Source organism: Burkholderia ubonensis subsp. mesacidophila (assembly GCF_002097715.1).
GTDB classification, from domain to species: Bacteria; Pseudomonadota; Gammaproteobacteria; order Burkholderiales; family Burkholderiaceae; genus Burkholderia; species Burkholderia mesacidophila.
This window is the reverse complement of record NZ_CP020737.1, coordinates 3,281,829-3,296,164: the sequence shown is the minus strand read 5'-3', so window position 1 is coordinate 3,296,164 and position 14,336 is coordinate 3,281,829. Positions and strand designations below refer to the sequence as shown.

Below are 14,336 nucleotides of genomic sequence, written 5' to 3'. Positions count from 1 at the left end.
CTCGACGGGCGCGGCCGGACCGGGCCAAGCGGGGATCTTTCATGTCTCCTCCACCCAAGTGGACGCGGCCTGTGGACGGCCGCGTGAAAGATCATATGAAACCTTTGAATGGTATTCAAGTGGTATTAATTTGGTTCCAGAATGGCATTAGCTTTTGAGACGAGGCGCCGCGAGGCGGCGTGCCGCGGGCGAAAAAAAACCTCGCACGAGGCGAGGTTGATTGCTGCGTGACGGCGATCTGTCCGGCGCGCCCGGCGCATGTCGTCCGGGCGGGCGCGGCGGCCACCGCCGCGGCATCAGGCCCGGTCGGCTTTCGCGCCGGCCGGCGCGACGCGCTTCGGCTGCGCTTCGAGCCACATCGCGTTGACGATGCCGAACGCGAGCGCGACGCCGATACCGAGAATCCAGCTGAAGTACCACATGATCCGACTCCTTGCGAAACGTGGGGCGGGGGGCGCGTGCGCGCCCCGCCGGGTTCAATACATCGAGTGCTTGTTTTCCTCGAGCGCCTCGCGCGTGACCTTGCCGCGCATCACGCGGTAGACCCAGCTCGTGTAGAGCAGGATCAGCGGCAGGAACACGATCACGGCGAACAGCATCACCTGCAGCGTCATGTGGCTCGACGTCGAGTCCCACACGGTCAGGCTGCTCCTCGGGTCGAGCGACGACGGCATGATGAACGGGAACATCGAGAAGCCCGCGGTCAGGATCACGCCGACGATCATCAGGCCCGTGCAGAAGAACGCGGTCTTCTCGAGGCGCGAGCCCGCGAGCAGCAGCGCGAGCACGCCGCCGGCGATGCCGACGACCGGCGCCGCGACCATCCACGGATACTGGCCGTAGTTCGCGAGCCACAGGCCCGAGCCGGCGGCGACGTCCTTCAGCAGCGGGTTCGCGACCGTGTCGGTGGGCGCTGCGCGGGTGATGTGATAGCCGCCGACATACGATGCGATCAGCACGCCCGCGAGCACGAACAGCACGACGGCGAGGAACGCCGACACGCGCAGCGCGACCGACGCGCGGCGCGCGATCACGCCGTCCGTCTTCATCTTGATGAACGCGGCGCCGTGCGCGACCAGCATCGTCAGGCTGACGAGGCCGCAGAGCAGCGCGAACGGGTTCAGGAGCGCCCAGAAGCTGCCGTGGTAGCTCACGCGCAGGTCGGTGTCGAACTGGAACGGCACGCCCTGCAGCAGGTTGCCGAATGCGACGCCGAACACGAGCGCCGGCACGAAGCCGCCGATGAAGAGGCCCCAGTCCCAGCCCGCGCGCCAGCGCGGGTCCGGCCGCTTGCTGCGGTAGTCGAAGCCGACCGGCCGGAAGAACAGCGCGAACAGCACGAGCAGCATCGCGAAGTAGAAGCCGGAGAACGATGCCGCATAGACGAGCGGCCAAGCGGCGAACATCGCGCCGCCGGCGGTGATCAGCCACACCTGGTTGCCTTCCCAGGTCGCGCCGACCGTGTTGACGATGATGCGGCGCTCCTCGTCGGTCTTGCCGAGGAACGGCAGCAGCGCGGTCGCGCCCATGTCGAAGCCGTCGGTGACGGCGAAGCCGATCAGCAGCACGCCGACGAGCAGCCACCAGATAAGCTTGAGAGTTGCGTAGTCCATAGCGATTCCTTGTTCGGTGTCTGGGCCGGGCTCAGGCCGGGGCGCGCTCGCTGGCTGCCGCCAGCTCGTGGTGGTAGCGGCCGGTATGCAGCGACGACGGGCCGAGGCGCGCGTACTTGAACATCAGCGTGATCTCGATGATGAACAGCACCGTGTAGAACAGGATGAAGCCGGCCAGGCTCAGGTACAGGTCGGTCGGCGTCAGGCTCGACGCGGACAGGTGCGTCGGCAGGATGCCCGCGATCGTCCACGGCTGGCGGCCCAGTTCGGCGACGACCCAGCCGAATTCGATCGCGATCCACGGCAGCGGGATTGCCCACACCGCATAGCGCAGGAACCAGCGGCGGTTGTCCTGCAGCAGCTCGCGGCGCGCGCAGAACCAGAACGCGGCGACGAACGTCGCAAGGAACAGGAAGCCGAGGAACACCATGATCCGGAACGAGAAGAACACCGGCGCAACAGGCGGGATGGTCTTCTTCGCGGCGGCCTTGATCTGCTCCGGCGTCGCGTCGGTGACCTTCGCCGTGAACTGCTTGAGCATCAGCCCGTAGCCGAGATATTCCTTGTGCTTGTCGAACAGCTCGCGGGTCGCGGCGCTCGTGTCGCCTTCCTTGAGCTTCTGCAGTGCGCCGTAAGCGATCATCCCGCTCTGGATGTGCTCTTCGCTGCGCTTGGCAAGGTCCCGCAGGCCGATCACCGGCTCGCTGATCGAGCGCGTCGCGATCAGGCCGAGCGCATAAGGGATCTTGATCGCGTAGTCGGTGCGTTCTTCCTGCTGGTTCGGCAGCCCGATCAGCGTGAACGCCGCCGGCGCCGGCGCGGTCTCCCATTCGGATTCGATCGCGGCGAGCTTCATTTTCTGAACTTCGCCGGTCGTATAGCCCGATTCGTCGCCGAGCACGATCACGCAGAGCGTCGACGCGAGGCCGAAGCCGGCCGCGACCGCGAACGAGCGCAGCGCGAAATCGGTGTCGCGCTTCTTCAGCAGGTACCACGACGACACGCCGAGCACGAACATCGCCGCCGACACGTAGCCGGCCGACACCGTGTGCACGAACTTCACTTGCGCGACCGGGTTGAACACGACGTCGAACAGGTTCGTCATTTCCATGCGCATCGTCTGGTAGTTGAACTCGGCGCCGACCGGGTTGTTCATCCAGCCGTTCGCGACGAGGATCCACAACGCGGACAGGTTCGAGCCGAGCGCGACGAGGAACGTGACCATCAGGTGCTTGACCTTCGACAGGCGGTTCCAGCCGAAGAAGAACAGGCCGACGAACGTCGATTCGAGGAAGAACGCCATCAGGCCTTCAACCGCGAGCGGCACGCCGAAGATGTCGCCGACGTAGTGCGAGTAGTACGACCAGTTCGTGCCGAACTGGAATTCGAGCGTGATGCCGGTCGTCACGCCCATCGCGAAGTTGATGCCGAACAGCTTGCCCCAGAACTGGGTCATGTCCTTGTAGACCTGCTTGCCGGTCATCACGTAGACGGCTTCCATGACGACGAGCAGCCAGGACAGGCCGAGGGTCAGCGGGACGAACAGGAAGTGGTAGAGCGCTGTGATGCCGAACTGCAGACGCGACAGATCGACGACTTCGCTACTTATCATGATGGTCTCTCTCGGTAGATGCGGGGGCCGGCACCGAGAGCAGCTTCTCGGCGACGGCGGCAGGCGGCAACGACATGTGCTCGGCCTGCGGGTGATTGAAGAATGCGTATTTGAGCGCCATCAGCAGGGCCAGCTTGACAAGCAGCACGATGGTGATGTCGCGGGCGAGTGTCGGGCCACGGGCCCATGCGGCGAGGCGACCGCGCCAGCCGGTCGCGCCGGCCGTGGGCGCGGGCTTTTTATCGATCGAGATCAAGGCCATTATCCTGAATCGGATTAAAGCAGGTTTGGGGCGACTCTACGTCGGATTGATGACGGCTTGTTAAGCAGTTTTTAATCCTATTGCGCCTGACGCATCAATTTTAAGAGGACGCCCGCGACGTGCCGAGTGCTGCGCTGCGGCGGACCGTCGCGAAGGGTTCGTCGAAACTTGATCTGAATCAAGCTTCTCCGGAACAGGCGTCGTTTTGGTGAATACCCGATTGAATTGGTCAATTTATGGGCGAAAAAAAACCGCTGCCGGGTGGGCAGCGGTTTTTGATGAAGCGTTTTAAATCGGCGGGCGTTATGCGTAAGCGGCGAGGGCCGTGCGCATTTTTTTCATCGCGCTCGCTTCGATCTGGCGGATGCGCTCCGCCGACACGCCGAACTCGGCGGCGAGATCGTGCAGCGTCGAGCCGCCCGAGCCGTCGTCGTCGACGTGCAGCCAGCGCGCCTCGATGATGCGGCGGCTGCGCGCATCGAGCGCGTCGAGCGCCTGCGCGATGCCGTCCGTCTGCAGCGTGTCGCGCTGACGCGCGGCGAGCACGGCGGTCGGCTCGTTGTGCGAATCGGCGAGATACGCGATCGGCGCATAGCTTTCCTCGCCGTCCTCGACCTGCCCTTCGAGCGCGATGTCGCCGCCCGACAGGCGCGTTTCCATCTCGGTGACTTCTTCGCGCTTGACGTTGAGCTCTTGCGCAAGGCCGTCGATTTCCTCGGGCGTCATCGCCTGCATGCCCTTCTTGTGGCTGCGCAGGTTGAAGAACAGCTTGCGCTGCGCCTTCGTCGTCGCGACCTTCACCATGCGCCAGTTGCGCAGGATGTATTCGTGGATCTCGGCCTTGATCCAGTGGATCGCATAGGACACGAGGCGCACGTTCTGCGCCGGATCGAAGCGCTTCACGGCCTTCATCAGGCCGATGTTGCCTTCCTGGATCAGGTCGCCGTGCGGCAGGCCGTAGCCGAGATAGTTGCGCGCGATCGACACGACGAGCCGCAGGTGCGACAGCACGAGGCGGCGGGCCGAGTCGAGGTTGTTCTGCTCGCGGAACTCGGTGGCGTACTGACGTTCTTCCTCGGCGGTCAGCAACGGGATACGATTGACTGCCTGGATATAGGCGTCGATGTTGCCCAGCTGGCCCGGCAACATCGAATGGGTTGCGAGCGCCAGCGAGCCTGCCGATTCGGCCTTAGCAGACGCCGGGCTCAGGGTGTTCGGAAGGGTCAGTGCGTTGCTCACTTAAAAAAACTCCTTTGGAATCAGGGATGAACCCCGGTCTCGGATGATTCCGCGGTCAATCTTAGCACTCCCACCAACTGAGTGCTAATTCCTTAGAGAGGGTGCGGGCTTTGGAGTTCCCGGTTTTCTATCGATCTGGTGATGTCGATAGTATTAGACATGACCGCTCGAATGCATGCAAGTTCCATAACCTGTTGTTTTTTCTGAGAATTAGCAGGCGATTCCGATTTTTGTAGTTTCGGCAGCAAACCATTTCGTTTCGCGATGCCGATCCGAAATGTCCTTTACCATACCATTCTGTTCGCTCGAGTCCGGCCGTCTGGCGGCTGGCTCCGTTCAACCCACAAAGTTGGAGTGTCAGATGAACAACAAGAACGGTCGGCGGCGGAGCCGGCTTGCGTTGCACGCGGTCCTGGCGGCGTCGCTGCTGGGTGGTTCAGGGGCAGCGCTGGCGGATCGCTGGGGGATTCAGGCGGGCGGCGGGTTTTCCGATCGCCATGGCATCGACAAGGGCAATCTCGGTGTGGTCTGGGATCCGGACTGGACCTGGTGGGAAATCGGCGGCTGGCACTTCGCGTTCGTGATGGAGGGTAACGTCAGTTACTGGCATACGAACGGCAACATCCACTCGAGCATCTGGGAGTTCGGCGCGACGCCGATGGTCCGCTTCATCAAGAGCGCGGGCGCGGTCCGCCCGTATGTCGAAGCCGGCGCCGGCATCCGGCTGCTGTCTCATCCGACGATTTCGAACGATCTGTCGATGTCGACCGCGTTCCAGTTCGCCGACGTGGCCGGCGTCGGCCTGCAGTTCGGCCAGCGGCAACAGTACCAGGTCGGCTACCGCTTTCAACATGTGTCTAACGCGGGTATCAAAGAGCCGAATCCTGGTATAAATTTCCACCAGTTCTATCTGCAGTACAACTTCTGATCCGCACGCCCGCGCACGGCGTGCGCGTTGCCGAGGAGTCAGGCGATGGCGAAGGTGGTCGATGCGATTCGCGCGCTCGAGCGCGATCGGTTCCGGGCGATGGTGGATGCAGACGGCGAAGTGCTCGACGCGCTGCTGTCGGACAAGGTGTTCTACGTGCACACCAACGGCAAACGGGAAACCAAGCAGCAGTTCATCGACGCCATCGCCGCCGGTCGCCGCCGCTATCGTCAGATCGAAATCCAGTCGCAGGACGTGCTGCCCGTGGGCGACGATACCTGCCTCGTCACGGGACGCGCGCTGATCGAGATGGAAACGAACAACGGCGGCCTCGTATTTCCGATTGCGTACACCGCGGTGCAGACGCAGGAGCAGGGGCGCTGGCGCCTGCTCGCGTGGCAGGCGACGCGGTGCGCGACCGAGACATGAACGCGCGTGGCGTTCCTTTTCGTGTCCCGTCCGAAGCGGCCTCCTGGGCCGCTTCTTGCTGGCCTGCGCAGCGCGGATCGCACGCTGCGCAGGCGGTCTCGCACCGCTCGCTGACCTTCTTCAAACCCTGAATCGAATCGTCACGCCGCCGCACGGCGGTCGGCGCAGTGCCACGCCGAGCGGTTGATCGCGCTGACGACCGCGTCGAGCGCGGCGCTCGCCGCATCGGCGTGCACGCCGATGCCGTGCCGCAGCGGCGCGTCGCCGACCCGGCAGCCGACCGATACCGCGATGTGTCCGTCGACCGTGCGCGCGTGTTCGCACGACGCGACGTCGATCGCGACGCCCGCCGCGGCCGCGAAGGCCGCCGCCGCGCGCCGCGCCGCCTCTTCGGGCGCCGCGCCGGTTGCACTGGCGCCTGCGACGTCGCGGTTCTGCCAGTGTGCGCTGCCGCCGTTGCGCGCGGCCGGGCCCTCGGTCTCGTAGAATTCACGTGCGAACAGCGCGCAGATCGCGTCGCCCGTCACTTCCTCGCCGGATGCATCGGCCAGCGTCTGCACCGCGTGGCTGAACTCGATCTGCACGCGGCGCGGCGGCGTGAAGCCCATCCCGCGTTCGAGCAGGAACGTCGCGCCGCCCTTGCCGGACTGGCTGTTCACGCGGATCACCGCGTCGTAGCTGCGGCCGAGATCGGCCGGATCGATCGGCAGGTACGGCACTTCCCAGATCGCGTCGGGCCGCTGCTGCGCGAAGCCCTTGCGGATCGCGTCCTGGTGCGAGCCGGAGAACGCGGTGAACACGAGGTCGCCCGCATACGGGTGGCGCGGGTGCACGGGAATCTGGTTGCAGCGCTCGACGACGCGGCGCACCGCGTCGATGTCGGAGAAATCGAGCCCCGGATCGATGCCCTGCGTGTAGAGGTTCAGCGCGAGCGTGACGAGATCGACGTTGCCGGTGCGCTCGCCGTTGCCGAACAGGCAGCCTTCGATGCGGTCGGCGCCCGCGAGCAGCGCGAGCTCGGCGGCGGCGACGGCGGTGCCGCGGTCGTTGTGCGGATGCACGGACAGCACGATGCTGTCGCGATAGCCGAGGTTGCGGTCCATCCATTCGATCTGGTCTGCGAACACGTTCGGCGTCGCGGCTTCGACGGTCGCCGGCAGGTTGACGATCATCTTGTGGTCGCGGGTCGGCCGCCAGGTCTGCGCGACTGCGTCGCACACTTCGCGAGCGAACGACAGCTCGGTCATGCTGAAGGTCTCGGGCGAGTACTGGTAGGTCCAGTGCGTGTCCGGGCGCGCCGCCGCATATTCCTTGATGAGCCGCGTGCCGTCGACCGCGAGCGCCTTCACGTCGTCCTTCGACATCCCGAACACGATGCGGCGGAACGACGGGCAGATCGCGTTGTACAGGTGCACGATCGCGCGCGGCACGCCTTCGAGCGCGTCGAACGTGCGGGCGATCAGGTCTTCGCGCGACTGCACGAGCACTTCGATCGTCACGTCGTCGGGAATGCGCTGCTCGTCGATCAGCCTGCGCACGAAATCGAAGTCGGTTTGCGACGCCGACGGAAAACCGACTTCGATCTCCTTGAAGCCGATCGCGACGAGCATCTCGAAGAACTCGAGCTTCTGCTCGATGCTCATCGGCTCGATCAGGGACTGGTTGCCGTCGCGCAAATCGGTGCTCATCCAGACCGGCGCGCGCTCGATCGTGCGGGTCGGCCATTTGCGGCCATTGATGCGGACGGGCTCGAACGGTCGGTACTTTTCTTGCGGGTTGCGCTTCATCTTCGGGACCTCGGGTCTCAAGTCGCGAGCGAAGACGGGCGGCATGAGCGACGGTTGACGCTGCCTCGCACCGGTGCGCACGAACGCGCGCCGGATACGGATGATCTTCGCGAATCGGCCGACGGATAGACGGACGAAAGCTGACGACTTCGGGTTGTAAAAACTACGAGAGGGGTACTGCGAGGAACTGCTGGGAGGGACCGTGCGGACAGCACACGGCGCTACGACAGCCTTAGGCTAGTCGTAGCGATAGCGGCCGCGCTAGGCGGCCGGAGGTAATTCGGAGGGTGTTCGGAAAGGAACGCATGGCGACAACTCTATGCCAGGATGCCCGCGCGTGTCAAATGGGGCGGTTTGGCCGGCGTGGGCCGCGAGCGACAGCGCGCGGCGCCGGATCGGCGCGCCGCTGCGCGCTCAGGCGCCGCGGCGGACGACGCGCACGATCGTCTCGACCTGTCGCGCGACCGTCTCGGGCACCGGCATCTCGCCGCGCAGCACGGCGTCCGTCCAGGCCGCGGTCGTGGCCGCATCGCGCGATTCCGGCAGCGCGACGGGCGGCGCGTCGGCCGACGAGCGCTCCGCTTCGATCAGCGTGTCGCAGACGCCGTCGTGCAGCCAGTCGACCTGCACCTGGCGCCGCGTGTCGGCAACGGCCTCGCCTTCGGTGCCGCGCGCGAGCAACGCGCCGCCCTGCGCCGCGTCAGGATGGCCGCGGAACAGCTGCGCGAGACTGTCGCGGTACGGCGGATGCGTGTAGTTGACGAGCCGCAGGCCCGCGGGCGCGAACGGCTGCAGGATCTTCACGAGCGTATGCGTCGAGTTGCGCACGCCGAGCACGCCGCGCATCGCCAGCAGGCGCGCGAGCTGCGGCGCGAGCGTGTCGATCGGCGCGAACGCGACGCGGCGTTCGGCGAGCATGTCCTCGATCCCGGCGTGCGATGCCGACGGCGCGATCGACAGCGCGGCGAAGATCTCGGCGCTCGTCACGCGGCCCGGATCGTGCGTGACGCCGTGCACGAGCACCGGCACGCCTTCGCGCGCGAGCAAGAGCGCGAGCAGCGGCACGAGGTTCGGCTGCTTGCGCGCGCCGTTGTAGCTCGGGATCGACACCGCGCGGAACGCGCCGTCGCGCACGTGCACGGGCTCGAACGACGCGTGTGCGGCGGCCAGCATCGCGGCCAGCTCGTCGGCGGTCTCACCCTTCAGGCGATACGCGATCAGGATCGCGCCGAGTTCGAGGTCCGACACGCGCGCGTCGAGCATCGCCCGATACAGCTCGAAGGTGTCTTCGGCGGACAGCGCGCGCGCGCCATGCGGTCCGCGCCCGATTTCCTTGATGAAGCGGGCACTGTGGAACGGCTCGGCCGGGCGGGCGGCGGGATCGTGGGAAGCGGTCATCGAAGCGGGGTGGGGCGGCCGGCGTCGGGGCCGCGCATCTGATGTGAGGAACCCTCTCAGTATCGCATGTGCGCGGATCCGGCAAGCGCGCGGGGGCGCGGCGCCGCGCGCTACACTGATGCATCCGGCGACGCCCGCGTCGGCCCCCGGTTCCCTGCGCGCTGCCCATGCCGCGCATGCCGGTCTCCGCCCTGCGCGTTCACCGGCCGATCACGACAACGAGAGACATCCGATGAAGCTTTACAGCTATTTCCGCAGTTCCGCCTCGTATCGCGTGCGGATCGCGCTGCACCTGAAGCAGCTGCCGTTCGACTACGTGCCGGTGCATCTGCTGCGCGACGGCGGCCAGCAACTGAAGGACGAATATCGCGCGCTGAGCCCGGATTCGCTGGTGCCGACGCTCGTCGACGGCGACGCGGCGCTGCAGCAGTCGCTCGCGATCGTCGAGTACCTGGACGAGGCTCATCCCGAGCCGCCGCTGCTGCCGAAAGCGCCGCTCGACCGTGCGTACGTGCGGTCGATCGCGCTGCAGATCGCGTGCGAGATCCACCCGCTCAACAACCTGCGCGTGCTGAAGTACCTGAAGCACATGCTCCAGGTGCCGGAAGAGGCGAAGAACGACTGGTATCGCCACTGGATCGAGGCGGGGTTCACGACGCTGGAAGCGCGCCTTGCGAACGATCCGCGCACCGGCAAGCTGTGCTTCGGCGATACGCCGACGCTTGCGGACATCTGCGTCGTGCCGCAGGTGTTCAATGCGAACCGCTTCGCGATCGACACGTCGCGCTTCCCGACGATCCAGCGGATTTACGATTACGCGATGACGCTCGACGCGTTCAAGGCGGCCGCGCCCGGCGCGCAGCCCGACGCCGAGTGAGGTCGGTGCCGGCCGCATGAAAAAGGGCGCCCATGGGCGCCCTTCGTGCGGGACGGTGCGCGGCGTTCAGCCGAGCAGCGCGTCGACGAATTCCTCTGCGCTGAACGGCTGCAGGTCCTCGACCTTCTCGCCGACGCCGATGAAGTAGACGGGCACCGGGCGCTGCCGCGCGATCGCGGCGAGGATGCCGCCCTTCGCGGTGCCGTCGAGCTTCGTGACGATGAGGCCGGTCAGGCCGAGCGCGTCGTCGAACGCCTTCACCTGCGTGAGCGCGTTCTGGCCCGTGTTCGCGTCGATCACGAGCAGCACTTCGTGCGGCGCGCCGTCGTGCGCCTTCGAGATCACGCGCTTCACCTTCTTCAGCTCTTCCATCAGGTGCAGCTGCGTCGGCAGGCGGCCGGCGGTGTCGGCCATCATCACGTCGATGCCGCGCGCGCGCGCGGCGCTGACCGCGTCGAAGATCACCGCGGCTGGATCGCCGCTTTCCTGCTGCACCACCGTCACGTTATTGCGCTCGCCCCAGATCGTCAGCTGTTCGCGGGCGGCCGCGCGGAACGTGTCGCCCGCGGCCAGCAGCACCGACTGGTCGAAGCTCTGCAGGTGCTTGGCGAGCTTGCCGATGCTGGTCGTCTTGCCGGCGCCGTTGACGCCCGCGATCATCATCACGAGCGGCTGCGCGCGGCCGAGCATCAGCGATTTCTCGAGCGGCTTCAGCAGGTCGACGAGCAGGTCGTGCAGCGCACCCTTGACCTGCTGCGGATCGGTGAGCCGGTTCGTGCGCACTTTCTCGCGCAGCGCGTCGAGCAGGTATTCGGTCGCGTCGATGCCCGCGTCGGACATCAGCAGCGCGGTCTCGAGCTCCTCGTACAGGTCCTCGTCGATCTTCGTGCTGACGAACACGCCGGTGATGCTCGAACTGGTCTTCGCGAGCCCGGACTTCAGGCGCGCGAGCCACGACTTCTTCGCATTGGGGTCCGTTGTGGGCGGCGGGACGATCTCGACCGTCTCGACGACCTCGCCGCGGCCGCCGTCGGCCGGGGTGACCGTCATCACGACGGCGGGCGTGTCCAGCTGCGGCGCCGCGCCGCCGGACGAGGGCGCGGATTCGCGCGGGGCCGGCGCCGGCTGCGGCGCGGGCGCATCGGCGGACTGCGCGTCCGCCTGCGGCTCGGCGGCCGACGGCGCTTCCGCGGGCGTCGGCTCCTGCGTTTTCTTGAATCGTTTGAAGAAACTGAACATGGTCTGGTGTCGGAAAGAGGGCGATCCGGCGTCGCTGAAGGCGCGGATTGCGTGCGGGCTGTCGCGCGCGACAGCCGAAACCTCGCATTTTATCAGGCGCAGCGCGGCGCTCGCGCCAGCGCGCGCCGCCGCTGTGGTAACGTGCGCCTGTTTGGCGGCGCGCCCCGTGCGCGCCCGGTCCTCCGTTCGATATTCCTCCCGCATGTCCCGTTCATCCCGTTCACCCTCCGGCCGCCCCGCGGCCCCCACCAGCCGCGGCAAGCCGCACGCGATCCGCATCATCGGCGGCGACTGGAAACGCACGCCGCTCGCGGTGCTGGATCTCGACGGCCTGCGCCCGACGCCCGACCGCGTCCGCGAGACGCTGTTCAACTGGCTCGGCCAGGACCTCGACGGGCAGCGCTGCCTTGATCTGTTCGCCGGCACCGGCGCGCTCGGCTTCGAGGCCGCCTCGCGCGGCGCGGCGAGCGTCGTGATGGTCGAGCGCCATCCGCGCGCGGCGCAGCAGCTGCGCGCGATCCGGGACAAGCTCGGCGCGCGCACGGTCGAGGTCGCCGAGGCCGATGCGCTGCGGCTCGCGGCAGGCCTCGCGCCGGGCGCGTTCGACGTCGTGTTCCTCGACCCGCCGTTCGGCGACGCGGCCGTGCTCGCGCGCGCGATCGCGCTCACCGCGCCGCTGGTGGCGCCGGGCGGCGCGCTGTACGTCGAGACCGGGGAGGAACTCGACCCGGCCGCGCACGATGCGCTCGCCGGCTGGGAGATTGCGAAGCACGGCAAGGCGGGGGCGGTGCACTATCATTTGCTGCGACGCGAAAATGATGAATAATGCGCGTTCCAAACGAGGCGCGTGCAACGGGCGACGTGCAACAGGCGGCGAGCCTGAACGGCGGCGTTTGCCCATCTCGGCAGTGGCGTGCGCGTCGCACGGCTGCACCCCCATTTGCGTGAAGACAGGAGGAGCGACATGGTAGTCGCCGTGTATCCGGGTACGTTCGATCCGCTGACGCGTGGCCACGAAGATCTCGTGCGGCGCGCATCGAGCATTTTTGATACGCTGGTCGTCGGCGTCGCCGACAGCCGCGCGAAAAAGCCGTTCTTCTCGCTGGAGGAACGTCTGGAGATTGCGAACGAGGTGCTTGGCCATTACCCGAACGTGAAGGTGATGGGCTTCACCGGCCTGCTGAAGGATTTCGTCCGCACCAACAACGCGCGGGTGATCGTGCGCGGCCTGCGCGCGGTGTCCGATTTCGAATACGAGTTCCAGATGGCGGGGATGAACCGCTATCTGCTGCCGGACGTCGAGACGATGTTCATGACGCCGTCCGATCAGTACCAGTTCATTTCCGGGACGATCGTGCGCGAAATCGCCCAGTTGGGTGGAGATGTCAGCAAGTTCGTGTTCCCGTCGGTCGAGAAGTGGCTGACGGAAAAAGTGGCCGCAATGGGCCAGGGCCCGGCCGCGTGATGCGGCGCCGGCCGGCTTCTCCCCGAAGCCGGCCGCTGGCCTGAGCAAGTGAGATCAGTATGTCTTTGATGATTACCGACGAGTGCATCAATTGCGACGTGTGCGAGCCTGAGTGCCCGAACGGCGCGATTTCGATGGGCCCGGAAATCTACGTGATCGACCCCAACAAATGCACCGAGTGCGTCGGCCATTTCGACGAGCCGCAGTGCCAGCAGGTGTGTCCGGTCGAATGCATCCCGCGCGATCCGCAGCACGCGGAAACGCAAGCGCAGTTGATGGAGAAGTACCACGCGTTGATTGCCGCGAAGGACGACGACGCGCCGCAGTGACGCAATGAAGGGCCGGGCGGCGCGTGCCGCCCGCGCCGATTTCAGCCCAGCAGGTCGCGCAGCGCCGCGGCGAGCGAGTCGCACTCGGCATCGGTGCCGACGGTGATGCGCAGATGCTGGTCGATCCGCGGCAGCTTGAAGTGCCGCACGAAAATCTCCCGCTCCTTGAGCCGTGTCGCCAGCGTGGCCGCGTCGTGCGCCGGATGGCGCGCGAACACGAAATTCGCCGCCGACGGCACGACGTCGAATCCCATGGCTTCCAGCGCTTGCGTGAGCCGCGTGCGGCTGTCGATCACGCGCCGGCACGTCGCGTCGAAGTACGCGTCGTCCTCGTAGGCGGCGCGCGCCGCGACCTGCGCGAGACGGTCGAGCGGGTACGAGTTGAAGCTGTCCTTCACGCGGTTGAGCGCGTCGATCAGGCCGGCATCGCCGAACGCGAAGCCGACCCGCATCCCCGCGAGCGAGCGGGCCTTCGACGTCGTATGGACGACCAGCAGGTTCGGGTAGCGGTCGATCAGCGAGATCGCCGACTGCGCGCCGAAATCCACATATGCCTCGTCGATGACGACCGCCGACGACGGATTCGCGGCGGCGATCCGCTCGATGTCCGCGAGCGGCAGCGCGCGGCCCGTCGGCGCGTTCGGGTTCGGGAACAGCACGCCGCCCGCGTCGTCGAGGTAGTCGTCGACGCGGATCGAGAAATCGTCAGCGAGCGGCAGCGCCGTGTAGGGCACGTCGTACAGCCGCGCATAGGTTGGATAGAAGCTGTACGAGATGTCGGGGAAGCGCAGCGGCCGGTCGTGCTTGAGCAGCGCCTGGAACGTGTGCGCGAGGACTTCATCGGAGCCGTTGCCGACGAATACCTGATCCGGCGCGATGCGGTGATGGGCGGCGACCGTCTCGCGCAGCTGGCGCGCGAGCGGATCCGGATAGCGGCGCAGCGTCTCGCCGGTTTCGCCGAGTTCGTGCGCGATCGCCGCGACGACGCGCGGCGACGGCGGATAGGGATTCTCGTTGGTGTTCAGCTTGACCGGATGCGCGAGCGCGGGCTGTTCGCCCGGCACGTAGGGCACGAGTTGCTGAACGACGTCGCTCCAGTAACGGCTCACCGCTTGGCTCCTGACGGGTAAAACGACGAGATTACCTCATGCGCGGCCA

General features: G+C 66.5%; 15 protein-coding genes. 6 read left to right on the top strand and 9 right to left on the bottom strand.

Going from position 1 to position 14,336, the window contains the following annotated elements; all coding sequences use genetic code 11:
* Nucleotides 1–296 precede the first annotated feature (296 nt).
* From cydX to rpoH, 5 genes are all read right to left on the bottom strand, one after another.
* Nucleotides 297–422, bottom strand: coding sequence for a cytochrome bd-I oxidase subunit CydX (gene cydX, locus B7P44_RS15500; protein ID WP_042586361.1), 126 nt, complete (start codon nt 420–422; stop codon nt 297–299).
* A gap of 54 nt (nt 423–476) precedes the next feature.
* Nucleotides 477–1,613, bottom strand: a complete 1,137-nt coding sequence (gene cydB, locus B7P44_RS15495) for a cytochrome d ubiquinol oxidase subunit II (protein ID WP_084905588.1) — start codon at nt 1,611–1,613, stop codon at nt 477–479.
* Nucleotides 1,614–1,644: 31 nt separating this feature from the next.
* A complete protein-coding gene (locus B7P44_RS15490; RefSeq protein WP_084905586.1) occupies nt 1,645–3,225 on the bottom strand; it encodes a cytochrome ubiquinol oxidase subunit I in 1,581 nt (526 codons plus the stop codon).
* Entirely contained in the window at nt 3,215–3,487 is a 273-nt protein-coding gene (gene cydP, locus B7P44_RS15485) for a cytochrome oxidase putative small subunit CydP (protein ID WP_193834331.1), read from the bottom strand. Before cydP ends, B7P44_RS15490 begins: the two co-directional genes overlap by 11 nt.
* Nucleotides 3,488–3,790: 303 nt before the next feature.
* Entirely contained in the window at nt 3,791–4,726 is a 936-nt protein-coding gene (rpoH, locus tag B7P44_RS15480) for an RNA polymerase sigma factor RpoH (RefSeq protein ID WP_084905584.1), read from the bottom strand.
* 361 nt (nt 4,727–5,087) lie between these two features.
* On the opposite strand from rpoH, the gene B7P44_RS15470 reads away from it, so the two are divergent.
* Together B7P44_RS15470 and B7P44_RS15465 are read left to right on the top strand one after the other, a co-directional pair.
* Complete coding sequence (locus B7P44_RS15470; RefSeq protein WP_084905580.1) at nt 5,088–5,654, top strand: acyloxyacyl hydrolase; 567 nt, start codon at nt 5,088–5,090, stop codon at nt 5,652–5,654.
* 45 nt (nt 5,655–5,699) lie between these two features.
* Complete coding sequence (locus tag B7P44_RS15465; protein ID WP_010090640.1) at nt 5,700–6,083, top strand: nuclear transport factor 2 family protein; 384 nt, start codon at nt 5,700–5,702, stop codon at nt 6,081–6,083.
* A gap of 140 nt (nt 6,084–6,223) precedes the next feature.
* Here the strand turns inward: B7P44_RS15465 and leuA are convergent, their stop codons facing one another.
* Nucleotides 6,224–7,870, bottom strand: a complete 1,647-nt coding sequence (leuA, locus tag B7P44_RS15460; protein WP_084905578.1) for a 2-isopropylmalate synthase — start codon at nt 7,868–7,870, stop codon at nt 6,224–6,226.
* 414 nt (nt 7,871–8,284) lie between these two features.
* Nucleotides 8,285–9,268 (bottom strand): DNA-binding protein YbiB, encoded by a 984-nt coding sequence (gene ybiB / locus B7P44_RS15455; RefSeq protein WP_084905576.1) that lies wholly within the window; start codon nt 9,266–9,268, stop codon nt 8,285–8,287.
* 232 nt (nt 9,269–9,500) lie between these two features.
* Between ybiB and maiA the strand changes: the two genes are divergently transcribed.
* Nucleotides 9,501–10,145 carry a maleylacetoacetate isomerase gene (gene maiA / locus B7P44_RS15450; RefSeq protein WP_084905573.1) on the top strand — a complete coding sequence of 215 codons (645 nt, stop codon included), beginning with the start codon at nt 9,501–9,503 and terminating at the stop codon, nt 10,143–10,145.
* A gap of 66 nt (nt 10,146–10,211) precedes the next feature.
* Here the strand turns inward: maiA and ftsY are convergent, their stop codons facing one another.
* Nucleotides 10,212–11,384, bottom strand: a complete 1,173-nt coding sequence (gene ftsY / locus B7P44_RS15445) for a signal recognition particle-docking protein FtsY (RefSeq protein WP_084905571.1) — start codon at nt 11,382–11,384, stop codon at nt 10,212–10,214.
* Between the two features lie 202 nt (nt 11,385–11,586).
* Here ftsY and rsmD point away from each other — a divergent pair, with 202 nt between their 5' ends.
* From rsmD to B7P44_RS15430, 3 genes are all read left to right on the top strand, one after another.
* Nucleotides 11,587–12,210: a 16S rRNA (guanine(966)-N(2))-methyltransferase RsmD gene (gene rsmD / locus B7P44_RS15440; protein WP_084905569.1), complete on the top strand. Its 624-nt coding sequence runs from the start codon at nt 11,587–11,589 to the stop codon at nt 12,208–12,210.
* A 138-nt stretch (nt 12,211–12,348) separates the two neighbouring features.
* A complete protein-coding gene (coaD, locus tag B7P44_RS15435) occupies nt 12,349–12,849 on the top strand; it encodes a pantetheine-phosphate adenylyltransferase (protein WP_010090649.1) in 501 nt (166 codons plus the stop codon).
* Nucleotides 12,850–12,908: 59 nt separating this feature from the next.
* On the top strand, nt 12,909–13,178 hold the full coding sequence (locus tag B7P44_RS15430) for a YfhL family 4Fe-4S dicluster ferredoxin (RefSeq protein ID WP_084905567.1): 270 nt from the start codon (nt 12,909–12,911) through the stop codon (nt 13,176–13,178).
* Between the two features lie 41 nt (nt 13,179–13,219).
* Here B7P44_RS15430 and hisC read toward each other — a convergent pair whose 3' ends face one another.
* Nucleotides 13,220–14,287 carry a histidinol-phosphate transaminase gene (hisC, locus tag B7P44_RS15425; protein ID WP_084905565.1) on the bottom strand — a complete coding sequence of 356 codons (1,068 nt, stop codon included), beginning with the start codon at nt 14,285–14,287 and terminating at the stop codon, nt 13,220–13,222.
* Nucleotides 14,288–14,336 lie beyond the last annotated feature (49 nt).